Source organism: Marinomonas sp. BSi20584, from assembly GCF_002792415.1.
GTDB classification, from domain to species: domain Bacteria; phylum Pseudomonadota; class Gammaproteobacteria; order Pseudomonadales; family Marinomonadaceae; genus Marinomonas; species Marinomonas polaris.
The window spans coordinates 36,259-62,274 of sequence record NZ_KZ454885.1 but is presented as its reverse complement, the minus strand read 5'-3'; the positions used below and the strand labels follow the sequence as shown (position 1 = coordinate 62,274).

Annotated in this window: 21 protein-coding genes; 18 read left to right on the top strand and 3 right to left on the bottom strand. The window is 41.0% G+C overall.

Going from position 1 to position 26,016, the window contains the following annotated elements:
• The first annotated feature begins 446 nt into the window (after positions 1 to 446).
• From TY87_RS15610 to TY87_RS15560, 12 genes are all read left to right on the top strand, one after another.
• Complete coding sequence (locus TY87_RS15610) at positions 447 to 2,000, top strand: ABC transporter ATP-binding protein (RefSeq protein WP_100187779.1); 1,554 nt, start codon at positions 447 to 449, stop codon at positions 1,998 to 2,000.
• Complete coding sequence (locus TY87_RS15605; RefSeq protein WP_100187778.1) at positions 1,997 to 3,064, top strand: ABC transporter permease; 1,068 nt, start codon at positions 1,997 to 1,999, stop codon at positions 3,062 to 3,064. Before TY87_RS15610 ends, TY87_RS15605 begins: the two co-directional genes overlap by 4 nt.
• A 9-nt stretch (positions 3,065 to 3,073) precedes the next feature.
• Positions 3,074 to 4,006 (top strand): ABC transporter permease, encoded by a 933-nt coding sequence (locus TY87_RS15600; protein ID WP_100187777.1) that lies wholly within the window; start codon positions 3,074 to 3,076, stop codon positions 4,004 to 4,006.
• A 57-nt stretch (positions 4,007 to 4,063) separates the two neighbouring features.
• Positions 4,064 to 5,131, top strand: coding sequence for a BMP family ABC transporter substrate-binding protein (locus TY87_RS15595; RefSeq protein ID WP_072840911.1), 1,068 nt, complete (start codon positions 4,064 to 4,066; stop codon positions 5,129 to 5,131).
• Positions 5,132 to 5,293: 162 nt separating this feature from the next.
• Entirely contained in the window at positions 5,294 to 6,301 is a 1,008-nt protein-coding gene (locus TY87_RS15590; protein WP_100187776.1) for an adenosine deaminase, read from the top strand.
• A 105-nt stretch (positions 6,302 to 6,406) separates the two neighbouring features.
• The gene (locus TY87_RS15585; protein ID WP_072840909.1) at positions 6,407 to 6,775 is read left to right on the top strand and encodes a DUF2750 domain-containing protein; all 369 of its coding nucleotides are present in this window, start codon (positions 6,407 to 6,409) and stop codon (positions 6,773 to 6,775) included.
• A gap of 38 nt (positions 6,776 to 6,813) precedes the next feature.
• A complete protein-coding gene (locus tag TY87_RS15580) occupies positions 6,814 to 7,296 on the top strand; it encodes a DUF2946 domain-containing protein (RefSeq protein ID WP_157789906.1) in 483 nt (160 codons plus the stop codon).
• Between the two features lie 153 nt (positions 7,297 to 7,449).
• Positions 7,450 to 8,847 carry a PepSY-associated TM helix domain-containing protein gene (locus TY87_RS15575; RefSeq protein ID WP_100187774.1) on the top strand — a complete coding sequence of 466 codons (1,398 nt, stop codon included), beginning with the start codon at positions 7,450 to 7,452 and terminating at the stop codon, positions 8,845 to 8,847.
• Positions 8,848 to 9,022: 175 nt separating this feature from the next.
• Positions 9,023 to 9,979, top strand: a complete 957-nt coding sequence (locus TY87_RS15570) for a class I SAM-dependent methyltransferase (protein ID WP_100187773.1) — start codon at positions 9,023 to 9,025, stop codon at positions 9,977 to 9,979.
• Between the two features lie 14 nt (positions 9,980 to 9,993).
• The gene (locus TY87_RS22620) at positions 9,994 to 10,164 is read left to right on the top strand and encodes a hypothetical protein (RefSeq protein WP_198432110.1); all 171 of its coding nucleotides are present in this window, start codon (positions 9,994 to 9,996) and stop codon (positions 10,162 to 10,164) included.
• A 302-nt stretch (positions 10,165 to 10,466) separates the two neighbouring features.
• Positions 10,467 to 12,119: a phosphoethanolamine transferase gene (locus TY87_RS15565; RefSeq protein ID WP_100187772.1), complete on the top strand. Its 1,653-nt coding sequence runs from the start codon at positions 10,467 to 10,469 to the stop codon at positions 12,117 to 12,119.
• Positions 12,120 to 12,198: 79 nt separating this feature from the next.
• Positions 12,199 to 14,163, top strand: a complete 1,965-nt coding sequence (locus TY87_RS15560) for an LTA synthase family protein (RefSeq protein ID WP_100187771.1) — start codon at positions 12,199 to 12,201, stop codon at positions 14,161 to 14,163.
• A 72-nt stretch (positions 14,164 to 14,235) separates the two neighbouring features.
• Here the strand turns inward: TY87_RS15560 and TY87_RS15555 are convergent, their stop codons facing one another.
• Positions 14,236 to 14,901 carry a class I SAM-dependent methyltransferase gene (locus TY87_RS15555; RefSeq protein WP_100187770.1) on the bottom strand — a complete coding sequence of 222 codons (666 nt, stop codon included), beginning with the start codon at positions 14,899 to 14,901 and terminating at the stop codon, positions 14,236 to 14,238.
• A 129-nt stretch (positions 14,902 to 15,030) separates the two neighbouring features.
• The gene (locus tag TY87_RS15550; RefSeq protein WP_072840902.1) at positions 15,031 to 15,927 is read right to left on the bottom strand and encodes a LysR family transcriptional regulator; all 897 of its coding nucleotides are present in this window, start codon (positions 15,925 to 15,927) and stop codon (positions 15,031 to 15,033) included.
• Positions 15,928 to 16,044: 117 nt separating this feature from the next.
• Between TY87_RS15550 and TY87_RS15545 the strand changes: the two genes are divergently transcribed.
• The 4 genes from TY87_RS15545 to TY87_RS15530 all read left to right on the top strand — a co-directional run bounded on the left by TY87_RS15545 (position 16,045) and on the right by TY87_RS15530 (position 22,030).
• Positions 16,045 to 17,106, top strand: a complete 1,062-nt coding sequence (locus TY87_RS15545) for a 4-oxalomesaconate tautomerase (protein ID WP_100187769.1) — start codon at positions 16,045 to 16,047, stop codon at positions 17,104 to 17,106.
• A 61-nt stretch (positions 17,107 to 17,167) separates the two neighbouring features.
• Positions 17,168 to 18,250 (top strand): Bug family tripartite tricarboxylate transporter substrate binding protein, encoded by a 1,083-nt coding sequence (locus TY87_RS15540; protein ID WP_100187768.1) that lies wholly within the window; start codon positions 17,168 to 17,170, stop codon positions 18,248 to 18,250.
• A gap of 23 nt (positions 18,251 to 18,273) precedes the next feature.
• Positions 18,274 to 20,244: a tripartite tricarboxylate transporter permease gene (locus TY87_RS15535; protein WP_100187767.1), complete on the top strand. Its 1,971-nt coding sequence runs from the start codon at positions 18,274 to 18,276 to the stop codon at positions 20,242 to 20,244.
• Between the two features lie 268 nt (positions 20,245 to 20,512).
• The gene (locus tag TY87_RS15530) at positions 20,513 to 22,030 is read left to right on the top strand and encodes an alanine/glycine:cation symporter family protein (RefSeq protein WP_072840898.1); all 1,518 of its coding nucleotides are present in this window, start codon (positions 20,513 to 20,515) and stop codon (positions 22,028 to 22,030) included.
• Positions 22,031 to 22,152: 122 nt separating this feature from the next.
• Here TY87_RS15530 and TY87_RS15525 read toward each other — a convergent pair whose 3' ends face one another.
• Positions 22,153 to 22,530, bottom strand: a complete 378-nt coding sequence (locus TY87_RS15525; RefSeq protein ID WP_100187766.1) for a DsrE family protein — start codon at positions 22,528 to 22,530, stop codon at positions 22,153 to 22,155.
• 149 nt (positions 22,531 to 22,679) lie between these two features.
• Here TY87_RS15525 and TY87_RS15520 point away from each other — a divergent pair, with 149 nt between their 5' ends.
• Positions 22,680 to 24,350, top strand: a complete 1,671-nt coding sequence (locus TY87_RS15520) for a transporter substrate-binding domain-containing protein (protein WP_100187765.1) — start codon at positions 22,680 to 22,682, stop codon at positions 24,348 to 24,350.
• 45 nt (positions 24,351 to 24,395) lie between these two features.
• Positions 24,396 to 25,814, top strand: coding sequence for a sigma-54-dependent transcriptional regulator (locus tag TY87_RS15515; RefSeq protein ID WP_100187764.1), 1,419 nt, complete (start codon positions 24,396 to 24,398; stop codon positions 25,812 to 25,814).
• Positions 25,815 to 26,016 lie beyond the last annotated feature (202 nt).

The window sequence follows — 26,016 nt, the reverse complement described above, 5'->3', positions numbered from 1 at the left end:
CGCTATATTTTCCATAAAACATGGCTTCTATAAAGCTGAAGTTAAACGCAATATTCTACAGAATATCAATCACTTTTCCTACAATTCAAACAAGGAAAAGCCCCTTTAAGTATAAATATTAAACACATCAAACCCCACCTAGAAAATCCTTCTAAATAAAGACACGCACTTTAATTTTACGTATTGTAAGCCATTACAACTGTACACTTCGTTGGCATGAATATTGATTAGATAAACCAATATATCAACAAGACAATCGATTTTATTAACTAGTCGGTCAAATTTATAAAAACAGACATGATTATCGCCCAAAAAAAGTGCAAATACCGCACCAAAAAAGAGCGTTTTGTTTTATTTTTTTGAACTAACATAAAAACCAAAGATAAAAAAAATTAGAAAATGAGCAATTCCACTCACTCAACCTCTAGAAATAAGGTGCCGGAACATTGACAAAACACAATTTGGTATCACGCCTTGAGCTTGTAAACATTACCAAACAGTATCCTGGCTGCCTTGCCAACGACAACATCAGCATAACGCTGATGCCAGGTGAAATTCATGCCCTGTTAGGAGAAAATGGCGCTGGAAAAAGCACCTTGGTAAAAACCATTTATGGTGTTGTCGCCCCAGATAAGGGCGATATCATTTGGGATGGTAAAGAAGTGAATATTAAATCTCCATCCATTGCCCGTGATTTAGGTATTGGCATGGTGTTTCAGCACTTTTCTTTATTTGAAACGTTGACAGTTAGTCAGAATATAGAATTGTGTTTAAGTAAAACTCAGTTAAATAAAATTGGGGATTTAGCAGCAAGAATTACTCAACTTTCTGAAGAATATGGTTTAAACGTTAATCCAAGCCGATACGTGCATTCACTGTCCATTGGCGAAAGACAGCGTGTTGAAATCATGCGCTGCCTAGTTCAATCGGTAAAACTGCTTATATTGGATGAACCTACCTCCGTTCTCACACCACAAGAAGTCTCTGGATTGTTTGGCGTCTTGCGCACTCTGTCAGAAGAAGGTTGCAGCATTCTATTTATTAGCCACAAACTTCATGAAGTGACGGAAATTTGCCACAAAGCAACCATATTGCGTGGTGGGAAAGTGGTCGACACTTGCGTGCCAAACGAGGAAACGCCAGCCTCTATCGCCAAAATGATGGTTGGCGATCTTGCTGAGCAAGATGCAGGTTACGCAAAAAAAGAAGGCACTGAACGCGCTTTTAATGTTGAAAATTTATCTCTCCCAGCCAAGCAACCTTTTGGTACATCTCTAAAGAACATCAATTTTGAATTAAAGTCTGGCGAAATTCTCGGCATTGCTGGTGTTGCTGGTAATGGTCAAGACGAGTTAATGGCGATTATCAGCGGTGAAGATGAACGTAATGTAAAAAACAGCTTATCACTCGACAGCTTAGACATTGGTCATTTACATGCCGGAGAACGTCGTAAGCTTGGCATGGCCTACGTCCCTGAGGAACGATTAGGTCGAGGAGCTGTTCCAGATATGAGTCTGACAGAAAACACCTTATTAACTCACAGCGATGGCTTTGTAAAAAACGGCCTAGTGGAATGGCAAAGCATCAAAGAATACACCTCAGCACTCATCGCTAAATACAAAGTCAAATGCCATGGCGAGTTCTCAGAAGCCAAAAGCTTAAGTGGTGGCAACTTACAAAAATTCATTATGGGACGAGAAATAGGACAAAACCCTAAAGTGCTTATCTGTGCACATCCGACCTGGGGTGTAGACGTTGGTGCGGCACTCGCCATTCACCAAGCCTTACTGGAGCTTCGTGATCAAGGTGCTGCCATTTTGCTCATTTCTGAAGATATAGACGAATTGTTTTTACTAGCAGATCGTATGGCTGCAGTTTGCGATGGCCACTTATCTCCAGTGGTAAGAACGGAAGCAACCAACATAGACCAAATCGGACAATGGATGGCGGGAACTTTTATTAATAACTCATCGCTTCACACTCAAGAGGCCAAGGCATGATCCGCATTCAAGCTCGTACCGAGCCAAGCTCATTAATGAAAGTAGCCTCGCCACTTCTTGCTATCGCATTAACGTTAATTTTCGGCTGCATTCTTTTTTCGGCCATTGGTAAATCACCTTCACAAGCCTTACATGTGTTGCTGATTGCGCCATTAGCGGACAGTTATAACATTGGTGAAATGTTCGTCAAAATGGGGCCATTACTACTTTGTGCCGTTGGTTTATCTCTATGTTATCGGGCCAACATGTGGAATATCGGTGCGGAAGGGCAATTACTTGCTGGCGCATTGGGTGGCTCTACAATGGCGCTTTACTTTATCGATTCAGAATCCGCTTTCGCCCTACCCATCACACTATTAGCCGGCGTAGCTTCTGGCATGATTTGGGCAGCCATTCCCACTTTTTTAAAGTTACGTTTTAACTCAAACTTAATTTTAACCACCATCATGTTTAACTACATTGCATTGTATCTGCTTATTTGGGCTGTACACGGACCTTTAAGAGACCCTCAAGGCTTTGGTTTCCCTGAGTCTGCGATGTTTGCAGACTCAACATTATTACCAACCCTATTTGAGAGCAGTCGAATTCATCTTGGTGTTGCTTTCGCTATTGTGTCTGCTTTTATTGCTTGGTTCATTTTGAGCAAATCCCATCTTGGTTTTCAAATTAGAGTCTTTGGTTCCGATGAGCCAGCAGCGAGATACGCAGGGTTTAGTAGTAAAAAATTGAGTTGGTTTGTTATGTTATTTGCAGGTGCATTAGCAGGGCTAGCCGGTGTCAGTGAAACAACAGGGCCAATAGGACAATTAGTACCCAATGTGTCACCAGGGTACGGTTACTCAGCGATTATTGTAGCCTACTTGGGAAGGCTACATCCTCTTGGCGCTATCCTAGCGGCAGTTTTTATGGCGGTACTTTATATGGGCGGAGACTTAGCTCAAATTGAAATGGGCATTCCCGTTGCAGTGGTCAGTATGTTTCAAGGCGTTTTATTATTCTTTCTATTGGCTTGTGATTTTTTCATTAACAATCGCCTTGCCTTTTCTAACCAAGCGACAAACTAGGAGATTATTTTGGACTCAGATCTAATTGTACAAATATTGTTTGCCGCTGTAAAAACCGGTACTCCACTGCTTTTCATCGCCTTAGGCGAGGTGATTTGTGAAAAATCAGGCGTGTTAAACCTAGGCCAAGAAGGCATGATGCTAATGGGTGCGGTGGTTGGATTTTTAGCCGCTTACGGCACAGGGAGCGCGGGTTTAGGCGTTCTAGCCGCCATGATAATGGGTTGCGTAATGAGCTTGATTTTTGCCGTGCTCGTTCTGCATCTAGGTGCAAATCAGGTGGCCACAGGGCTTGCTTTAACGATATTTGGCACAGGGTTAAGCGCTTTTATTGGCTCAGGTGTGGTTGGTCAAACCATTCAAGGCTTCCAACCTATCGCCATTCCATTGCTGTCTGACATCCCGTTTATTGGCAAGATTTTGTTTAGTCATGACATATTGGTGTATTCCTCTTTTGCAATGACCTTTGCACTTATGTTTGTGGTCAACAAAACCCGAATTGGACTAACACTTAAAGCAGTTGGTGAAAACCCTCATGCAGCCAACGCCATTGGCATAAAAGTGCTAAGGGTTCGCTACTTAGCCGTTATGTTTGGTGGTGTAATGGCAGGTATTTCTGGTGCTTATATGTCCTTGGTGTATACACCAATGTGGGTAGAAAACATGACGGCGGGACGAGGCTGGATCGCACTTGCTCTGGTCGTTTTCGCTTCATGGCGTGTTGGTCGAATTATGTTAGGTGCTTACCTCTTCGGTTTGGCCAGTATTATGCATTTAGTTCTTCAAGGTTTGGGCTGGTCTATTTCACCAAACTTACTCGCTATGTTGCCGTATGTTGCAACGGTGGTTGTTATGGTTATTATCAGCGCTGACAAGTTTAAAGAGAAATTACTGGCTCCTAGAGCGCTAGGAAAACCTTTTGATCCAAGACAAATGGCCTGATTTTAAATAAAAATTTAAACATTAAATGAAACGCCCTCGGGCACAAAGGAGCAAGCAATGAAACTTAAAAGTTTACTGGTTAGTCTAGGGCTTTTAGCCGGAGCAAGTATTGCCCAAGCAGAAGAGCCATTGAAAGTGGGTTTTGTCTACGTTGGACCCGTGGGTGATTTAGGCTGGAGTTACGAACATGATATGGGTAGAAAAGGCTTAGAAGAATATTTTGGCGACAAAGTAAAAACCACTTACGTTGAGAACGTTCCAGAAGGTGCGGATGCTGAGCGAGTTATTACTCAACTAGCAAAAGCAGGTAATGACCTAATCTTCACCACATCTTTTGGTTTTATGAACCCAACGGTGAAAGTTGCAAAACGCTTTCCTAAAGTAAAATTTGAACATGCTACAGGTTACAAGCTTGATAAAAACTTAGGTACTTATGTTCTTCGTACTTATGAAGGTCGATACATCTCCGGCGTCACTGCAGGTATGATGACAAAAACCAACACCATTGGTTATATCGGCTCCTTCCCAATCCCAGAAGTTATTCGTGACATCAACGCAGCTTACATGGGCGCAAAAAGCGTTAACCCTGATGTAAAAATGAAAATTGTATGGGCAAATACTTGGTACGATCCAGGTAAAGAAACTGATGCTGCAAATGCGCTAATGGACCAAGGCGTAGATGTCATGCTACAGCACACAGACAGTCCTGCTCCGCTTATTGCGGCTGAAAAACGTGGTTTACGCGCAATCGGCCAAGCCTCCGATCAAAGCAAGTTTGCGCCTAATGCGCACATTTTTTCTGTTCGTGACAACTGGACACCTTACTACATCAAAGAAGTTCAAGCTGTTATGGATGGCACTTGGAAATCTCAAGATTTCTGGGGTGGATTCCATGATGACATGCTAACACTAGCATCAATTAACCCGAACCTTCCTAAAGATGTTCGCGCTAAAATTGATGCTACTTATGCAGCAATTAAGTCTGGTGAATTCAAACCATTCACAGGTCCAATCAAGGATAACAAAGGCAATGTTGCAGTTCCTGCTAATCATTCGTTAACAGATCAAGAGCTTGCTCAAGTTAACTGGTATGTTGAAGGCATTACTGACGAAATCCCGCATTAATTTTTGTACATTAATTTTTATATACGGCCAGCCCTGCTGGCTGTATATTCTCCTGCTTTTTAAACGACCACTCTTAAACACTGCCAGCCATTCTTTTTCATCTGCGTTTTTATCGTTATATTTAAGAATCCAAGGCACAGCAAAGCAACGAAAGGTAAACCTATGGAAACACTAATCGAACTATCAAAAAAAATGCCCAAGACCGAACTTCATTTACACATTGAAGGTACCTTTGAGCCAGAGCAGATGTTTGCCATAGCACAACGCAATCAGGTTGAATTGAAATACAATACAGTAGACGCCTTAAAAGCAGCCTATCAATTCACCAATTTACAAGACTTCCTAGACCTTTATTACCAAGGCATGTCGGTGCTTCTTCACGAAGCCGATTTTTATGACCTTACGATGGCGTATTTAGAAAAAGTCCACAGTGAAAATGTCGTCCATGTAGAGATATTTTTTGACCCTCAAGGTCATTTATCTCGTGGCGTTAGCTTTGATGTTCAAATCCAAGGTATCTATAAGGCCCTTCAAGATGCAGAGAAAAAGTGGGGGATGACATCCAAGCTAATCATGTCTTTCTTAAGGCATTTAAGTGAAGAAAGCGCATTTGAAACCCTTGAGTTAGCAAAGCCTCACCTAAAATGGATTTACGGCATTGGGTTAGACAGTTCGGAAGTAGGACACCCTCCAGAAAAGTTCTTACGCGTTTTTGAAGAATGCAAAAACCTCGGATTAAAAGTCACTGCACATGCTGGCGAAGAAGGACCTCCAGACTACGTTTGGCAAGCCATTGAGCAAATCGGCGTTGATAGAATAGATCATGGCAACAGAGCACTGGAAGACGACAAGCTTATTGAAGCAATCAAGCAACGAAACTTAACTCTGACGGTTTGCCCACTTTCTAACTTGAAACTTTGTGTCGTTAATGACATGAAAAATCACCCAATTAAAAATATGTTGACGCTCGGCCTAAATGCGACGGTTAATTCGGATGATCCTGCCTATTTTGGTGGTTATATGAACGACAACTATGCCTCATTAATTAACGGTACCAGTATCAGCAAAGAAGAATTATTTCAATTAGCTAAAAATGGCATCACTGGTAGTTGGATGGAAGACCATCACAAAGAACGGCATTTAAAACACTTGAACGCCCTGTTCGAATAACCTATTTTTATCTGCCGCATTGATTAAAGGGAGATTGAATTAATCACTCTTTTGGTCAATGTGGTAAGATGCTGTTTTTTTATATTACCGAATTGAGCTAACCGCATGTCAAACACAATCCTTCTTGATGATACTTTTTACCGCTTACCTAGCAGTGATCGCTATGACCACGTTTTGAACCTTGTAAAAAAAGGCGCTTCTGTATGGACGCTTGCTGACACTGAAGGCTGTTTGATTATAGATCTTGGTAGTGACAAAGTATTACCAATTTGGCCAGCTGAAACCCTAGCGACAGCTTGGGGCGAGAAGGATTATCAAGGCTTCAATAGCCTGGAAATTAACGCAGCAGATTGGGCCGAAAAGTGGCTACCAGGTATGCAAGGCGATGGTTTCTCGGTTGGTGTAGCACCTAATCTTGCTGGTGAGTGCATTGTTTCCTCAGCAGAAGAACATGCAATCGACCTCAAAAGTTAGTAGTAATTACTGATACAAGCGCCATGTACTTTGAATTAATGAGCTCTAAATTAAAGAGTCATAGAAATAAACTCACACAGTTCGCTGTGTGCGTTGGCTTGTTTGCAGTTTTTCTTATTTATTTTGGTCCGCTATTCTCACAAATAAGCAATGCACTTTCGCCCCAGCCAACCATGGCGCCAATGTCTATGGAAAGCATGGAGATGGAAGCCATGGATATGTCAGGGCACGACCATGCAAAAATGCTTGCCGAGCAAGCGAACAGTAAGCAAAAACAGGTAAGCTCTGCACATATTAGTCACCACGGGCATCACGCACATGGTGAAAGCGCTAATTTATTAGAAGCCTGCGGTTATTGTTCCCTGCTCTTCCATTTAAACTGGATTGACGCTAAAACCTTAGAGCTTATTCCACTGACACAAAGCCGCTACCCAAACATGGTAACAGCTACTATTTCGCACAAATATCATGTGCCCTTCACCTCTATTTTACCCAGAGCACCACCAGTAATTTCGGTCTAATTAATACCATAATTAATATCAAAAAAAACGACGCAGCCTATTCTGATTTATCACAGAACAGATATTTTTGTGCGCGTCTTTCATGATGATAGAAAAGTGAGATTTTCACTCAGAGGCGTTATTTTGCCCTTTTCTATGAGACGAGAAATTACTATGTCGACAAAAACGAATAACAAGGCATCTGAATCTGCTTCAAATGCTATGCTACTTTTAATTACACGACTGCATTTTTATATTGGTCTTTTTGTTGGGCCCTTTATCTTTGTAGCGGCTCTTACTGGAACCCTCTATGTGATTACGCCGCAGATTGAAAATGCCATCTACAAAGATGTTTTAACAACGCAAAGTGTCGGCGAGGCCAAACCGCTGTCACAACAAATAACTGCGGCAAAATCACACCTAACGAGTGATTTAACCTTATTTGCCGTACGCCCAGCACCAGAGCAAGGCGATACAACGCGCGTTATGTTTCTCGACCCAAGTGCAAACCTATCTGGTGCCAGAGCGATTTTTATTGATCCGATAACACTTGAAATGAAAGGCAATTTGCCCGTTTACGGCACAAGTGGTTCTTTACCTTTCAGAACCACCATTAGTTTTTTGCACCGCCAGCTACTCATGAGTGAAGTGGGTCGCTATTACAGCGAACTTGCAGCTTCATGGTTGTGGATTGCAGCGATTGGTGGACTTTTCCTTTGGTACAAGGGTGGAAAGAAAAACAAAGCAGAATTCGCGAACAAAACAGAACATCTGCGTAAGCGCCGCCGCCATTATCAAGTTGGTCTTTGTCTTTTTGTTGGTCTGATCTTTGTTTCTATTACGGGATTAACTTGGTCGAAATGGGCTGGCGACAACATCAGTACTTTGCGCAATAGCATTGGCTGGATAACGCCTTCAGTCTCACAAGACCTAAAGACAACAGATCACAATATGATGATGTCAGATGAGCACGCAGATCATCTAAATCATTCTAGTCATCACAATATGGCCGCAATGAAACAGCAACCTGTAGAAAAATTTGAAAATATTGATCTATTGTTTGATGGTGTATTAAAAGCAGCAAGAGACGCAGGAATTGATGCCAATAAGCTAGAAATAAGACCTTCATCAACAAAAGACAAAGCATGGCGAGTAAGTGAGATCGATCGATCTTGGCCGACTCAAGTAGACAGTGTTGCCGTTGATGCTAGTACTATGACTGTCACCAGTCGTGCCGATTTTGCCACTTTCCCTATTGTTGCCAAGCTGATTCGCTGGGGCATTGATGCTCACATGGGTATTTTATTTGGCGTCGTTAACCAAATAATCCTAACCATCTTCGGCTTGTCTTTGTGCTTCATGATTATTTGGGGCTACAAAATGTGGTGGATTCGTCGCCCACAGGCCGGATCAACTTCTAAACCATTATTACAAGCATGGGCAAGACTGTCTGGTCCACAAAAATTAATCACAGTACTAATCGCCATTGCATTGGGTATAAGCATGCCAGTTATGGGCGTTAGCTTACTCGCCTTTTTGTTAATTGATGTTTATCGCTGGAAGCGTCAATAATTCTATTTCTAACAACTAAATATTCATCGAGCCAACCACTGGCTCGATGAATATTTTTTACCTCGACGCCTAATATCCCCTTCCGAATACGCCTTATTTTGGCTTTTTCTGGCCTCTTGGCTTGTTATCAGTAAAATACGTGCTCTTATTTCATCACCATCAGAATACGTATTTTATGGACACGCAGTCACTCGCAACACTTACAGAACACGTTTTAATCAAGCTAGTCCTACTTCCACAGGGGGCTCAGCGGCTATTTCATGGGCGAGGACGCTGCTTTCCTGGAACAGAACAAATCACTGTCGATTGGCTAGGAGGACAAGTCCTCGTATCTCTTTTCAAAGAGCCAACTGCTGATGAACTAGACAAGCTGACTGAAGAAATCATCAGTTGGACAAGTAAAACAGAATGGAGTGATAGCAAAGCACAATCGCTATTACTTCAGCACCGAAGCCGTGAACGAAGCCCGACTGAATGCCTATGGGGAAATTATCAAGAACAACAGATCGTTAACGAAGAAGGCCTACTTTTTCGGCTCGATCTAGGCAAGAATCAGAACTCTGGTCTTTTTCTAGATATGCGATACGGACGACGCTGGGTAAAAGAAAACAGCCAACACAAACGCGTACTCAATCTATTTGCTTATACCTGTGGCTTCTCTGTCGCTGCCATAACGGGTGGTGCAGATTTTGTGGTTAATCTAGATATGGCAAAAGCCGTGCTTACCCGAGGCAGAGAAAATCACAGACTCAACCAACATGATTTAAACTGTGTGAAATTCTTCGCCCATGATATTTTCAAATCTTGGGGAAAAATCAAAAAATATGGCGAATATGATCTTATCATCATCGATCCGCCGACATTTCAGCGCGGCAGCTTTGCGCTAACTAAAGATTATCAAAAAATATTACGACGCTTACCTGAGTTATTAGCTGAAAATGGTCAAGTGCTTGCTTGTGTCAATGATCCAAGCATTCCTGCGCAATTTTTAATTGATGGCATGCGTGAAGAAGCTCCAACTTTAGCGTTTCAATACCGACTTGATAATCCGCCAGAGTTTTTGGATATCGACATAGAAAGCGGTTTAAAAGCGCTTATATTTCAGAAAACACCTGATGAAGAAATTAACTAATTAAGGAAGTCACAATGTCTAATACAACCGTTACATTCGAATACGAGAAAGAAACCAAAAACAGCGTACGCTACCAAGAAGTGCCAGAAGAAGGCAAGGCTCCAATTATGGGATCACTTTACGTTCAAAAGTGGTTTGCGGGCAACAGCAAGACACTAGAAATCACCATAGAGAAAAAAGACTAAGCGCGAGCTTTCATTCTTAACTGTATAAAAAACACTCTTCTGCCCTGCCTTCCTACTATCCTATTTTAGACACTTCGAAATAAGATAGTAGAGAAGCTACTCTTCTCTCCATCTAGAACTAAGTAAATTGCCATTCCCTCATAAAAACGCACTAAATATATGAAAAAAATATAAAAAATTTGACATAAAAAACAAAAGTACACTTAAAACACTTTTTAATTCACAAAATAAAAGTTGCTATAAATAAATTAGAAACTAAGCTTAGGCTAATTGTTAAATTAATAAAAAGCGAAAGAATTAAAATGGATTTGAAATCAGAATCATTATCAAAGAAAATCAGAATAAAAATCACATATTTTAAATTAACGATATTGATTGCCTTGTACTACGCGTTAGTTATAAACATTCCTTTCTATGTACAACTATATGACGCTTTAGAACGTTCAAATTCTATGAATATTGGTCTTTTTTTATGCATGCCAATTTTTATTTTTTTAATCACAAATGTATTATTTTGTCTAATTAGTTGGCCTTACATAACCAAGCCATTATTTATTTTTTTACTATTAACATCTAGTATCGTAAGTTACGTAATATATAATTATGGAATCTCCGTCGATTACGGAATTATTCAAAACGCATTTGAAACCGATACAGGTGAAGCGGCCTCTTATCTAAGTTTTTATTCCGTATTTTGGGTGGCTATCACAGGCATCATCCCTTCTTTAATGGTAGCGCTAGTAAAAATCAGACCTGAAATTAGCGTGATTAAAAAATCGCTTTCCATCTTCGTTTCTGTCCTTGTCATTTTATCCATTGTCTTTTTTTACTTCAAAGATCTGAGCTATATAGGTAGAAAAAACAGCTACTTAAAAGAAATGATTGTCCCTACTTACTACCTTTCAAGCAGTTATAAGTACATAAAGAACACTTATTTTTCCAGCCCTGTCACCTATAAAAAAATTGGTGAGGATGCAAAACAAGCTATAAAGGATCCATCACAAAAACCGACTCTATTTTTCTTTGTACTTGGCGAAACAGCGCGCTCACAAAACTATCAGCTAAATGGCTATCCAAGACCAACCAATGAATATACTAGCAAACAAGATGTAATTTCATTTAGAGATGTCGCGTCATGCGGAACGGCAACAGCGGTATCGGTACCTTGTATGTTTTCTGCTCTATCAAGAGATGAATACAAAGAATCTGTCGCCAAACATCAAGATAATGCTATCGACATTCTCAAAAGAGCTGGCATTTCATTACTTTGGAAAGAAAATGATGGTGGTGACAAAGATGTTGCCAACAACATCACCAAAACAACATTAAATCGTGAAGTAGTAAATGAGTTCTGTAATGGTAATAGTTGTTACGATATGGCTCTTTTAGATAATTTAGATTCAGATATAAAAAACATGGAAGGTGATAGGGTTATTTTCATTCACTTAATGGGCAGCCATGGGCCAAATTATTTTAAACGCTATCCAGATGATCAGAAAAAATTCACTCCTGATTGTCAGAGAAATGATGTAGAAAATTGCTCTTCCGAAAGTATTATAAACTCTTACGATAACACTATTCATTACACTGATTTTGTTATCAGTAAACTTATTGACAAACTCAAAGGCGTCAGCGACCAATATAATACGAGCCTCTTATATCTTTCTGATCACGGCGAATCATTAGGAGAAAATGGCGTATTTTTACACGGACTACCATACGCATTTGCTCCTATTTATCAAACAAGAGTCCCTCTCATGTTATGGATGTCGGACGACTTTAAAAAAACCAAAAACATAGATCAAACCTGTCTAAAAAATGAAGCTCAAAACAGCAACATATCGCAAGATTATATCTTTCACTCTCTACTTGGCATCATGGATGTAAAAACATCGATTTATGATCAAGAACTCGATCTTTACAAAAAATGCCGAAAAAACAATGAAAAGGATTAAGAAACACATTATTTTTTACTTTTTATTTACTTTATCTACTATATTCTAGTGCACATATAATAATTTATAGAGATAAGATATGCCAAAAAATAAAAACTCATGGTTACGTGTTCTATCTCCTCTCAAACCGTATTTATGTTTTTTAGCTCTCACCCTACTCTGCTTATCACTTAGTCGTTTGTTATTAATGATCTGGAAATATGATCGAATCGACAGTGCTGCCGATTGGATCACATTGCTTGGTTTCGGCTTACGCATTGATATCGCTTCCATCTCATACATAATCGGCATACCTGCAGTCATCAGTTTACTTATTTCAGGCATTCCCTATATCAATCGTATTTGGGATCTCCTCACTCGAATCTGGCTAACATGCACCTTTGTTTTGCTGATTTTTATGGAAGCCTCTACACCTCCTTTTATTGAAGAATACAGCTTAAGACCAAATCGACTTTTTGTAGAATACTTACTCTATCCGAAAGAAGTATTTTCTATGCTTATCGAAGGCCATAAGCTCACTTTGCTTTTGACGTCATTAATATCCACTATCACTGTCATTTTGGCGTATCAATTTTTTCGTAAACAAAGCATAGTCAAAGTTCCACAGCCTAAATGGTTCGAACGTCCAGTATTAGTCGTTATCATTTTCTGTCTTGCATTTCTTGGCGCTCGTTCAAGCTTGCAGCACAGACCAATCAACCCAAGCTATACGGCATTTACTAACGATCCACTAGTAAATAGCCTAACCCTTAACTCGACTTATTCTCTTATGTACGCCGTAAGCCAAATGGCCGATGAAGTTAGCTCATTTGAACTGTACCCAGAAATGAGCCAGGACAGGGTCATTGCAGAGATCCATAAAGCAATGGGGCTAGATAAAGATCAGTTCACATCTGAAGACCTTCCTACCCTACACATGCAACAAGCTACTCAGCGTTTTGATCGCCCGAAAAATCTTGTTATCATTCTTGAGGAAAGCTTGGGAGCGCAGTTTGTTGGCAGTTTAGGCGGGCTTCCTTTAACGCCTGAATACGATAAATTGGTGCCTGAAGCATGGTCATTCAACAATTTATACGCGACTGGAACTCGTTCGGTACGAGGTATTGAAGCAGTTATAACAGGCTTTGTTCCTACTCCAGCGCGTAGCACGGTAAAACTCCCTAATTCACAAACCAATTTTTTCACTATTGCCAAACTGCTCGGTAAACAAGGTTATGACACCAACTTCATCTATGGTGGTGGCGCTCATTTTGACAACATGAAAACCTTCTTCTTAGGTAACGGCTTCAACTCCATCATCGAAGAAAAAGATTTTGTGAATCCTGAGTTTGTTGGCTCTTGGGGTGTAAGTGATGAAGACCTTTTCACTAAAGCCAATCAAGACTTTGTAGCAAAATCAAAGACAGGGAAGCCTTTTTTCAGCTTGGTCTTTAGCTCATCAAACCACGACCCATTTGAATTTCCTGACAACAAAATTGAGCTTTACAATACGCCCAAAGCGACTCGTGAGAATGCGGTCAAATACTCAGACCACTCAATAGGTCACTTTTTTAAACTGGCGAAACAAGAAGACTATTGGAAAGATACAGTATTCTTAGTGGTTGCCGATCATGACGCACGTACAACCCGGTCAGATTTAGTGCCAATTCCAAGCTTTCACATACCAGCTTTAATCATAGGCGATGGAATAAAACCTAAAAGTGATAGCCGATTGGTCAGCCAAATAGACTTGGCACCAACACTTTTGTCATTAATTGGCGTAGATTCAGAACACCCAATGATTGGACAAGACTTAACAAAAGTCGGTGATAATTATGTGGGGCGGGCGATTATGCAATTCAATGAAAACCAAGCCTTCTTGAAAGATAACAAAGTCGTTATTCTACAGCCGAAGAAATCGCCAAAAACCTTTTCCTATAAAGACTTAACATTAACACCAAGTGATGATGTTAGTGAGGATTTAATAAACCAAGCTATTGCACATCCACTGCTAGGTACTTGGCTTTACAACGAAAAAAGATATGACATGCGCAGAAGCAAATAAGTCATGGTCATAAAAATGCCGAGCGAAAACTCGGCTTTTTTATATTTAGAGAATGCCTCAAAGCAAGCGACTTTAAATCCCTACAATACCCTTCTGATACGTCAAAATTTGCCCTTTAAAAGGCGAAGATAGGTAATTTGTAGCATCTGGTTTTCGTTGATGATGAGAATATCCCAAAAGAACCATTTTTTTACTGAAAGGAGCATGGTGACCCCGACCCGGATCCACCAGCAAAACCAAACAATTTGCCGCAGCGTGTTTTTCAATAAAAGCGGATAATAGATCAACATGAAAACGTTCATACAAAATATCACTACCGATAATACAGTCGTATTTGCCTAAGTCTGTGCTTGCGTCTTGCCAGCTCGCCCTTATAAAAGGTATAGGCTGATCGCCATTCAAAAGCGTATTTTGCTTAAGGAAATTGCCTGCTTCAGGGTGATAATCCGTTGCCGTAATATTGGCCAATCTATGATTCAATACAAGGCTTGCAAGCCCAATACCACAGCCAACTTCTAATATTTTTAAACCATCGATTTTATACTCAAACATCAGGTGTGCAAGCACTTCACCAGATGGCCAAATCACACCAAACAAAGGCCATACCGCAGATGAGATACCAAGATTTAACGCAATATTATCATCATCTGAAAACTCTTGATTATCACGCAGTGTTCGCACATGGATATCGGTCTTATCAAACTCAAGAGTTTGATAACGGACGCGAAAATGAGACATATAAGTCCTAGGTGATGCACGGAAATAGCAAACGCTATTAAACTGAAACACCATACTAGCTGTATTATTTAAAATACCCTAAGTTTAGTTCTCTAGCTTTTTTAAAGTGCCTCATGCTTTGATCGTAAGTTAATTAACCGACCAGCGCTCCAACAGGATATTAATAAATAGATCCGCCGCGGGAGAAACCGATGTAGAGCTTCGCTTTACAAGTCCAATTGAACGATCAATTTTTTTGCCTTTGAGCGGCCTAGAAGTCAGTACTGATGCGCTACTTAATGGCATAGCCAATTTGGGAACAATAGATATACCTAGCCCCATTTCCACCAAACCGAGCGACGTAGAAAGATGTTGGACTTCGTAAAAACTGTTCAGCTGCACTTGATCTCTTGCTAAGGATTTATCCAACAAAATTCGGTTACCACTGGCACGTCCAACACTAATTAATTTATACGGCTCCATATCCGTCCATGAGACCTCATCTAACTCACATAATGGGTGATCTTTGCGTAAACAAACCACAAATGGATCATCGAGAAGCGGCGTAAAAGACACTTCTGGATGCTGAGCTATAGCCATATTTATACCAAAATCCGCATCTCCGCGAATAACCGACTCCAAACCATGATTGGCACTTTCGTCTAAAATTTGAATGCGAATCCCTGGATAACGTTCATTAAAAACATTAATAACACTGGGCAAAAAATAAAATGCAGCAGTAGGGATACAGGCAATAGTGACTTTGCCTTTCTGCTGAGAAGCCATGTCTTTTATGCCTAAAACAGACAGCTCAAATTCCTCTACCATACGACGAGCTTTTGGCAAAAACTCACGCCCCACAGAGGTTAGCCAAGTTTTTCGAGTCGTTCGTTCAAATAATTGAGTACCTAAAATAGCCTCTAATTTCTGCATTCTCCGGCTCAAAGCAGGTTGAGATAAAAAGGTTAATTCAGCGGCATCATGAAAATTTCCTGTCTCCGCAATACGTATGAAGATAACCAAATCTTTAAATTCTATTTGATGCATTGCCACTCCAATTGATTCGTTTTACACATCAATTATGACGTATCTTTGCATTTGATGCACGAATATAGATTGTGAGACTTTAGCTACAAGCTATTACAACAACAAAGGTTTATCACAATGTCACAAACCATATCTTGCATCATCATGCGCGGCGGCACCTCTAGAGGGCCCTATTTACAGATCTCCGATCTTCCTCAAGACCGAAATGCCTGTGCAGATGTTTTGTTAAAAATTATGGGATCCGGCCATGAACTTCAACTTGATGGCATTGGTGGAGGAAATAGCTTAACAAGCAAAGTGGCGATGGTTGGCGCTTCAACTCACCCAGATGCGGATGTTGATTATTTATTTGCACAAGTAGGCATAGTAGAGAAAACTGTAGACTTTGCGCCAAACTGCGGAAATATGCTTGCTGGTGTTGCGCCTTACGCCATAGAAACTGGCTTATTCCCGGCTAGCGAAGGAACGACGACGGTGCGCATTCACAATCTAAACACCGGAAAGATTATTCATTCAACAGTACAAACTCCTCAAGGCAAAGTAGAATATACCGGAAATACTATTATTAGCGGTACGAACTCGCCTGGCGCCCCAATTCAGTTAACATTTTTGAATGTAGAGGGCGCAAAAACAGGTAAGTTATTACCCACTGGTAGTACTCTGAACCTTATCGATTCGGTAGAAGTTACTTGTATTGATGCTGCGACACCGGTTGTTTTAATCCAAGCAAGTGATCTTGGAAAAACCGGCTATGAAACGCCAGCAGAGCTAGATAACGATATTGAGTTTATGACTCGTTTAGAAGTTATTCGCCTTCAGGCCGGTGAACTAATGGGAATGGGTGATGTTTCAAACTCGGTTATACCTAAGCCTATTTTACTTTCTCCAGCTCGTTTTGATGGAACCATCAATGCTCGCTACTTTGTCCCACATAAATGCCATAAATCATTAGCCGTTACGGGAAGTATCGCTATTGTGACTGCGTGTTGCCTTCCAGGAACCGTAGCCTCAAAACTCATTGGTGATAAAGACTCCGAGTCCCATTTCACCCTTGAACACCCTTCAGGAAAGATCGAGCTTAGCGCTCAACGCAAGGAAGACAATTTATCAGCGTTAAATAGCGTATCGGTAATCCGTACTGCAAGAAAAATACTTTCAGGTACGGTTTATCTTAATTAACTATCAATACAAAAAATAATAAACGTATTAAACATTCATAAAAACAAGAAAGGTGAATTCAATGAAAAAACTTTCTAAGCTCTTAGGGGTTTCTGTCTTAACTTTTGGTTGCCTATTGGCGTTACCCACAAAAGCACAAGATACTGAACTTCCGTCAACCATTAACTGGACGATTCCATTTGGGGTCGGTGGCGGCACCGATGTTTGGGCTCGCTTTGTTGCACCCCATTTAACTAAAAGCCTACCAGGAAACCCAACAGTGGTTATAAAAAACCAACCTGGTGGAGGCTCAATCACAGGCACCAATCTATTTTTTCAACGAGCAAAGAGTAATGGTGAGGATATCTTAGGAACCTCAGCATCAACACTGTATCCATTCATGTTAGGGGATAAACGTGTTCGCTATAACTTTGATAAATGGATTCCGTTGATGGCAAGCCCTACAGGCGGAGTTGTCTACGTACAACCAGATCTTGGAGTAGCCTCAGCGAATGATATTACTAAATTAAATGGTGTTACGTTACCTTTTGGCTCTCAAAGCCCAACAGGGTTGGAGTTACCGGTCTTTTTGGCTTTCGAAATGCTAGGGCTTGATATAAAGCCTGTTTTTGGTATGAAAAGCCGAGGTGCTGGCCGTCTTGCATTTGAGCGAGGTGAAGCAAAAATAGATTTTCAAACGTCTTCTGCCTACTTAAGCTCTGTCGTTGATCTTGTTGATAATAAAAAAGCAGTTCCACTATTTTCATTAGGTATTCTAAATAATAAGGGCGAAATCGTTAGAGATCCTGCTTTTGCAGACCTTCCGACATTTGAAGAAGTCTATTTCAAAAAATTTGGTAAACAACCATCTGGTATGGAATATACGGCTTATAAAAAATTCTTAGCTGCTGGATTTGCCTTTCAAAAGGTGATCTTCATACCTGCGGATACACCAAATGGCATTATTCAGACATATCAAAAAGCTGTTAAACAGATGCTACAAGATCCTGCCTTTATCAAGGATTCAGAGATACAAGTAGGGCCTTATGAAAACATTGTAGGTATTGATGCCGCTCAATATCTTAGCGATGCCATTACCGTTTCTCCTGAGTTGTACACTTGGATTTCCGATTGGCTAAAAACGAAATTTGATTACAAGCTGTAGTTTTAAATTAGGAGTGATTATTAATGATTGAGTTCCTCAGCGCCCTGGATCAAATAATGTCAGTTACCCATCTAACCTACCTAATTGCTGGTGTTTTAGTTGGATTAGTAGTCGGCATTATTCCCGGACTTGGTGGCATCGCCGGTATGTCTTTACTTTTACCTTTTTTATATGGGATGGAACCTTCCGTTGGTCTTGGTATGCTGATGGGACTCGTTGCGGTAATACCAACGGGGGATACATTTACCTCAGTTTTGATGGGCATTCCCGGCTCAAGTTCATCACAAGCTACGGTTATGGATGGCTTTCCTTTAGCGAAAAAAGGGCAAGCGGCTCGCGCATTGTCCGCCGCTTTCTTATCATCCATGATAGGTGGTGTTGTTGGTGCAATTGTATTAAGCGTATTTATACTCGTCGCACGACCTGTAGTTTTGGCTTTCTCCTCGGCTGAGCTATTTATGCTTACGCTGTTAGGGCTAAGCGTTGTCGCCGCTCTTTCGGGCGGTAATGTCTACAAAGGCTTGGCAGCTTGTGGATTTGGTCTTTTGGTAGGCGCTATTGGCGGAGCTCCAGCAACAGGAGAGTTCCGCTTCACTCTAGATATCGACTATCTGTATGACGGGATTCCATTAGTTGTGGTTGGTTTGGGGATTTTTGCTTTACCTGAGATCATCAGCTTATTAGTGAAAAATAGCGCAATTGCCTCTTCACCAAATAAACTTGGTCACGGCTTAAAACAGGGCTTCAAAGATGTTTTTGCTAACCTTCCACTGGTTGGTAAATCCTCTATATTTGGGAGTTTAATTGGCGCGATTCCAGGCCTAGGTGGATCAGTTGTAGATTGGATGACATACAGCTTTGCCATCAACTCTAGTAAAGACTCGTCTCAATTTGGAAAAGGTGATATTCGTGGTGTCATCGCTCCTGAATCTGCCAATAACGCCTGCGCATCAGGAAGCATGATTCCGACCATTTTATTCGGTGTACCTGGTTCTGGCGCGGCGGCGGTTTTTCTAGGCGGTATGTTATTGCTTGGTATCCAACCGGGCGTATCAATGATAACGACTCACCTTGACCTGACATACACGATTATTTGGTCTCTTGCTCTTGCCAATATTCTGGGCGCACTATTCTGTATTTGTTTTACACGTCCAATATCGCTACTCACTTACATTAAATTTTCGGTACTTACGCCTATTATTTTGACCCTTATCTTGTTTGCTGCCTATCAAGCAACTCGAAGCTTAGGTGACTTTATTTTATTAGGTGTCGTGGCAGCTCTCGGCGTCATGATGAAAGGTGCGAATTGGCCTAGACCGGCATTTTTAATTGGCTTTGTATTATCTTCAGGAGCAGAGAACTACTTCTTCCAAAGCATCCAATTTTACGGTTACTCTTGGTTTTTACGTCCTGGAGTAATTGCTATTGCCGCACTCATTATTGTTGGTTTCGTACTACCTCCTATTTTGAAAAAAAGGCAGCAGAAGAATGATGTGAAAGCAGAACCAACGCCACAAGAAACTAAAAAAGACAATATTGTAAAAACTTTTTCTTTGGCAGATTGGGGGATAATCGCAATTATGAGCGTATGTGCTATTTATGCTCTCGTGAATGTTTGGGACTCATCAATGCTAACAAAAGCATTTCCCATCATTGCCATAGCAATTATCTTGTTTTCAGTAGTAATGATTGTGAGCAAATACATTAGAGTAAAACACACAAGAATTCCGTCTGATCTCACCATGAATTTGATATATATAGCAGGCTTCTTTTTCATTGCTTATGGGTATTACTTGTTTGGCTTCATTACAACAACCTTTGTATTTTCACTCTTGTTCTTGAAGTTCTTAGCAAAAGCGTCTTATCTAAAATCAACGACTATTGCTATTTGCTTGGTCATATTTTTAGTCACTATTGGTAGAGTGATGAATGTAGACTTCCCTGAAGGTCTCTTTGACCCCTATCTATTAAGCGCAATCAAAACCTTTATCTAGGTACTCCAGCGCCTAGAACCTATCCCGATGCAACTATCTTTGCATCGGGATTTTTTTTGTGAAATATCCCCCTTCTATCTTTTACAAATAGATCTCATTTCTTTTTCATGTTAAATTCGCCCCACTTAAGTGCACTTTTCATGCGCAATTTACATTTCCAACGGTAACATTCCGCATAATGGCAGCGGCAATTCCCACAACCGCCGCACTCTAGTATCCATACAACAACTAAAAAAGCTCTCAGAGCTAATCTTATCGAGGACTATCTATGCAAGCATTCATTGATTTCTTAAACGGAGTCATTTGGAGCCCTGCCCTAATTTATCTATGTTTAGGCGCGGGCTTGTTTTATTCAATACTTACACGTTTTGCTCAAGTTCGTCATTTCAAAGAAATGTGCTCGCTTTTGTTCAATTCTAACGATTCAGACAAAGGCATTTCTTCTTTCCAAGCACTCGCGGTATCGCTATCTGGTCGTGTTGGTACAGGTAACATTGCAGGTGTTGCTGCGGCCATTGGTTTTGGTGGTCCAGGTGCGATTTTCTGGATGTGGGTCGTTGCTTTCTTAGGCGCAAGCACGGCTTATGCGGAATCCACTTTAGGTCAGCTTTATAAAGTCAGCGAAGGTGGTCAATACCGTGGTGGTCCAGCTTATTACTTCGAGCGCTGCCTTGGCTGGCGTTGGTTAGGCATATTATTTGCCTTGTCATCTATTCTTGCTTGTGGTGTTTTCTTGCCTGGCATTCAAGCAAACTCTGTTGGCAACGCTGTCGTACAAATCTTCGGCGAAGGTGTTGTTGTATCAAGCTCATTCGGTGACGTAGGTTCAACTAAATTAGTTGCCTTAGCTGTTATCTTGGTTGTCTTGGCATTCATCATCTTTGGTGGCATCAAACGTATCGCGAACTTCACTCAGATAATCGTGCCATTCATGGCGCTTGGTTACATTGTGATGGCGTTGATCGTTGTTTTCCTAAACCTAGATAAAGTACCAGGTATTTTCGGCTTAATCTTCTCTGATGCATTTACTGCACAAGCAGGTTTTGGTGCGGCAATTGGTTGGGGTGTAAAACGTGGAGTTTACTCTAACGAAGCCGGTCAAGGTACTGGACCTCATGCTGCCGCTGCGGCAGAAGTTCAACACCCTGCACAACAAGGTCTTGTTCAAGCTTTCTCTGTTTACGTTGATACACTATTCATCTGTACAGCTACGGCTCTGATGATTTTGATCACACAACAATACAACGTCCAAGGCTCTTTGCCTGACGGTCAATTCATCGTACAAAACGTTGATCCTTCTACTATCATTGCGTCTCCTGCCTTCACTCAAATGGCACTGGCAAGCGTATTTGGTAGTTCAGGTCCAGTCTTTGTGGGCATCGCATTGTTCTTCTTCGCATTCACGACTATTTTGGCGTATTACTACATCGCTGAAACTAACGTAGCTTACCTACGTCGTGCGTTGAACATCAACGTGTCACTAACCTTCGTAAAACTGCTTATCATGTTCATGGTAGCTTACGGTACAGTTAATACTGCAGGTTACATCTGGAACCTAGGTGACGTTGGTGTAGGCTTAATGGCTTGGTTAAACATCGTTGGTATCATCACTATCTTCTTCATGGCAAAACCAACCATGAAAGCATTGCGTGATTACGAAGACCAAAAAGCATCTGGCGTAACTGAATACACCTTTAACCCTAAAGCACTTGGTATCAAAGGCGCGGAGTTCTGGGAAAAACGTTACGACAAGCAACAAGCTGAAAAAGCTGCCGACAAAAAATAGTCATTAAGCTTTTAAGTAAAAAATTGATATAAAAAAGGGTCACTTCAAAGTGACCCTTTTTCGTTCTGTACCACTTACCATCTTATATACGATAGTCGCTGAGGTTTTATATATTACAGTAACTAAGGTTTTATATAAGCAAAACTATCAGCTTGCTTTTCGATCAGTTCCAACACGCCAACCGGAACAACTTTTACAGACTCTGGCAAAGATTCAACAGAAAGACTCAATCCATTAATCGAGTTTTGGCACACTGTAAATTCAATACCCAGCTCGGCTAACTCTTGGATAGCATCAGTATGATTTGGTTGTGCTTTTCTATCAAAAGAAAGCTCATCAACAATCTTCCCATCAAATATGGTCACAGCTTTTGAGTTAACCAACACAACAATTTTGGAAGCGGCAACATCCACGACCTTTACAAGATTTCGTACATTCGCGAGCAGCAACGACCACTTTTCAACTTCATCAATATGAAAAACCACTTTGACTGATTGCATAACATCCTCATTAAACGGTTAGCATGCTTTTGATTAATGACTAGCGTAAGACAAATCCGGCGCACAAAATAGCAATAAAATAAACTCCAGCTATCTTATCATCGAAGCATGTTATGATTTACATATTCTAAAAAATACAATTTACCGACATGTCTATTAAAATCAACGCAATGCCATCTATTTACCAATCTTTCCTACTTTTTTTCGGCTTATGCACTGCGAGTATCAGTCTAGCAGACGCTCCGATTCACGTGGGTGGCGATCTAAATTACCCACCTTATGAGTTTATTAATGAAAATGGTAAACCGGATGGGTACAACACTGAATTAACTCGCGCCATTGCCGAAGTCATGGGGATTGAGGTCGATATACAACTGGGCAGCTGGGATGATATTCGTAGCCGTTTAGAACAAGGCAAACTAGATGTTTTACAAGGCATGGCCTATTCAACAGGGCGAACCGACAATTACAATTTTTCGCCGCCACATGCGTTAGTCCACCAATCTATTTTTGCTCGTAAGGGGACCGCTAAAGTAAATGATCTGAACGAACTTACAGGCAAAGAACTGATTGTCCAACGCGGCGGTGTCATGCATGACTTTTTTCTTCATAGCGATATCAAAGCCAAGTTGATTCTGGTCGACACCCACTCTGCAGCACTACGTTTACTTTCGTCAGGCAAATACGATTATGCACTGGTCGCTAACTTACCCGGGCTATATCTTGGTAAGGAACTGGCGCTATCTAACATCATTCCTGTTGGCCGCCCTTTTGGTGCCAAGCAATATGGTTATGCCGTAATGAAAGGCAATACCGACCTTCTCGCTCAATTTAGCGAAGGTCTTGCCATTCTTAAAAATACTGGCCGCCAGCAGGAAATTTACGATAAATGGCTAGGCCCATTAGAGCAAGACGGCTTCCCATGGAAAAAGATCGGACTAATTACCGGCAGTATTTCTGGAATATTGTTGGTGATTTTAGGCGGTATTGTCATCTGGAACCGCATGCTAACCCGTGAAGTAAGTCGTCGTACCAACGAGTTAAAGCAACAGCAAAAACAGCTAATGCAAGCGGATAAAATGGCGTCATTAGGCATTTTAGTATCAGGGGTTGCCCATGAAATAAACAATCCCAGCAGCCTACTCTTATTAAATCTGCCAGTAATACAAGAATTTTATGATGATGCCGAAGATATCCTCGAAGCCCATTATCAAGAACATGGCGATTTTTATATTGCTGGGCTCGAATACAGCAGGATGCGCGATGAGATCCCTTCTATGCTGCAAGATATGTTAATAGGTACACAAAAAATTCGTCGTATCGTTAACGATCTCAAAGACTTTGCCCGTGAAACACCAGATAATTGGAAAGAACAGATAGATATTAATGAAACCCTAGAAGTAGCAATTCGTCTAGTAGACAAAACCATTCGTCAAAGCTGTGATCAATTCAATGTAGAATATACCCGTCCGCTGCCGAGTTTTTATGGCAGTGCTCAGAAAATTGAGCAAGTTATTATTAACCTTATAGTAAATGCGTGTCAGGCTTTGGAATCATCTAATCAAGCCATTAATATTCGAACTTTTCTCAAAGACGAAAACCACCTGTGTTTAGAAGTTTGGGATCAAGGTAAAGGTATAGAGCCGCATAATATAAATCGATTATGCGATCCTTTTTTTACCACTCGACGAGAAGATGGTGGTACTGGCCTTGGTCTCTCTATATCCAGTAAAATCGTCCAAGAACACGGTGGCAGTCTGGTTTATGAGTCTATCCCCAAGCATGGCACTAAAGCTATTTTGACCTTTTCAGTTGCTTAGCTTCATTCGTGACATCCTGTAAAAGTCTCTGTTAGGAGTTCTTGTATGCAAAAAAACCTTTACCCACAATTCGGTATTTTACTGGTGGATGACGAAGAAGCCTTCTTACGCAGCATGAGCATTGCATTAGAACGTAAAGCGGGATTCAGCCACTTATACCATTGCCAAGACAGTCGTAACGCCATGTCTATGATTGCGGAGCACCCAATTGGCATCGTCCTACTAGACATGACCATGCCTCATATTTCAGGTGATAAGCTACTACAGAAAATAGTAACAGAGTATCCAGACATTAATGTTATTGTCATTAGCGGCTTAAACCAGCTAGAGATCGCTTTAGACTGTATTCGACTTGGCGCCTTTGATTATTATGTCAAAACAACCGAAGAACGCCGCTTAATCGAAGGCATAAAACGTGCTGTACGTATGCAAGAAATGCATGTCGAAAATCAAGCCCTACGTCGCCATGTACTAACCAATACTCTAGAACAACCTAATGTATTCGCCAGTATCATTACTCAAGACAAAGGCATGCATGCTGTCTTTCAGTACCTTGAATCAATTGCGTCTAGCCAACAGCCAGTTCTGATTACCGGCGAAAGTGGTGTAGGCAAAGAGCAAATCGCTCAAGCCATTCATGACTTAAGTAACAACACCGGGCCTTTGGTGAGTGTCAATGTCGCTGGATTAGACGACAACGTTTTTTCGGACACATTATTTGGTCACCGCCGTGGCGCTTTCACCGGAGCGGATAGCGCTCGCCCTGGCATGATTGAACAAGCCACGGGAGGCACTTTGTTTTTGGATGAAATTGGCGATTTAAGCCCTACATCACAGGTCAAATTATTGCGCCTATTACAAGAGGGTGAATATTACCCATTAGGCAGTGACCGACCTAAACTTCTGCGCGCCAGAGTAGTCGCTGCAACCCATCAAAACCTCACGGATAAACAAGCATCTGGCGCTTTTCGAAAAGACCTATACTATCGCTTGAAAATTCACCATGTTGAGATCCCACCCTTACGTCGTCGGGTCAATGATTTACCCTTATTGCTAGACTTTTTCCTAACACAAGCAGCAGAAGAAATGGGCAAAAACAAACCAACTATTCCCAAAGAGCTCCCCGTTTTATTAGCCAATTACCAGTGGCCGGGCAATATAAGAGAGTTAAAAGCACTCGTTTATGATGCCGTAAGCCGTCATCAATCTAAAGTTCTCTCGATGGAGACATTTCGTCACGTGTTGACGAAAGAAAACCCTTCACTATTACAAGCAAATCTAGAAAACAGTAACGCACGAGTGTTCTTTCCAGCCGAACAACCATTACCATCCATGCAAGAAATTACTGATCTACTAGTAGAAGAAGCGATGAAACGAGCACAGGGCAATCAATCCCTCGCATCTCGCCTCATAGGCGTGTCTCAACCTGCGCTAAGTAAACGCTTAAATAAAAAAATCAGCTAAGCCTCCCAAAAGCAACCCATATAACTGTGGTTATAGTTATAACCACAGTTATTATTCGCTTAAGATATTGATATAAAACATTTTTAATCCATATTTTGACAATTTAACTATTCCCTTGGCATACCCCTTCAGATTTAAAGAAACCCAACGAGTTTAATAAATTTATAAATTAAATCAATGAGTTAAATGAAACACATCCAAT

What these genes read in the sequence shown, in the direction of transcription:
- TY87_RS15585 (WP_072840909.1), top strand. Translation starts at nt 6,407, where the DNA reads ATGTCAAACACAATCCTTCTTGATGATACTTTTTACCGCTTACCTAGC.
- TY87_RS15590 (WP_100187776.1), top strand. Translation starts at nt 5,294, where the DNA reads ATGGAAACACTAATCGAACTATCAAAAAAAATGCCCAAGACCGAACTT.
- TY87_RS15545 (WP_100187769.1), top strand. Translation starts at nt 16,045, where the DNA reads ATGTCACAAACCATATCTTGCATCATCATGCGCGGCGGCACCTCTAGA.
- TY87_RS15605 (WP_100187778.1), top strand. Translation starts at nt 1,997, where the DNA reads ATGATCCGCATTCAAGCTCGTACCGAGCCAAGCTCATTAATGAAAGTA.
- TY87_RS15555 (WP_100187770.1), bottom strand. Translation starts at nt 14,901, where the DNA reads ATGTCTCATTTTCGCGTCCGTTATCAAACTCTTGAGTTTGATAAGACC.
- TY87_RS15560 (WP_100187771.1), top strand. Translation starts at nt 12,199, where the DNA reads ATGCCAAAAAATAAAAACTCATGGTTACGTGTTCTATCTCCTCTCAAA.
- TY87_RS15535 (WP_100187767.1), top strand. Translation starts at nt 18,274, where the DNA reads ATGATTGAGTTCCTCAGCGCCCTGGATCAAATAATGTCAGTTACCCAT.
- TY87_RS15565 (WP_100187772.1), top strand. Translation starts at nt 10,467, where the DNA reads ATGGATTTGAAATCAGAATCATTATCAAAGAAAATCAGAATAAAAATC.
- TY87_RS15515 (WP_100187764.1), top strand. Translation starts at nt 24,396, where the DNA reads ATGCAAAAAAACCTTTACCCACAATTCGGTATTTTACTGGTGGATGAC.
- TY87_RS15575 (WP_100187774.1), top strand. Translation starts at nt 7,450, where the DNA reads ATGTCGACAAAAACGAATAACAAGGCATCTGAATCTGCTTCAAATGCT.
- TY87_RS15580 (WP_157789906.1), top strand. Translation starts at nt 6,814, where the DNA reads ATGAGCTCTAAATTAAAGAGTCATAGAAATAAACTCACACAGTTCGCT.
- TY87_RS15540 (WP_100187768.1), top strand. Translation starts at nt 17,168, where the DNA reads ATGAAAAAACTTTCTAAGCTCTTAGGGGTTTCTGTCTTAACTTTTGGT.
- TY87_RS15525 (WP_100187766.1), bottom strand. Translation starts at nt 22,530, where the DNA reads ATGCAATCAGTCAAAGTGGTTTTTCATATTGATGAAGTTGAAAAGTGG.
- TY87_RS22620 (WP_198432110.1), top strand. Translation starts at nt 9,994, where the DNA reads ATGTCTAATACAACCGTTACATTCGAATACGAGAAAGAAACCAAAAAC.
- TY87_RS15520 (WP_100187765.1), top strand. Translation starts at nt 22,680, where the DNA reads ATGTCTATTAAAATCAACGCAATGCCATCTATTTACCAATCTTTCCTA.
- TY87_RS15530 (WP_072840898.1), top strand. Translation starts at nt 20,513, where the DNA reads ATGCAAGCATTCATTGATTTCTTAAACGGAGTCATTTGGAGCCCTGCC.
- TY87_RS15595 (WP_072840911.1), top strand. Translation starts at nt 4,064, where the DNA reads ATGAAACTTAAAAGTTTACTGGTTAGTCTAGGGCTTTTAGCCGGAGCA.
- TY87_RS15570 (WP_100187773.1), top strand. Translation starts at nt 9,023, where the DNA reads ATGGACACGCAGTCACTCGCAACACTTACAGAACACGTTTTAATCAAG.
- TY87_RS15550 (WP_072840902.1), bottom strand. Translation starts at nt 15,927, where the DNA reads ATGCATCAAATAGAATTTAAAGATTTGGTTATCTTCATACGTATTGCG.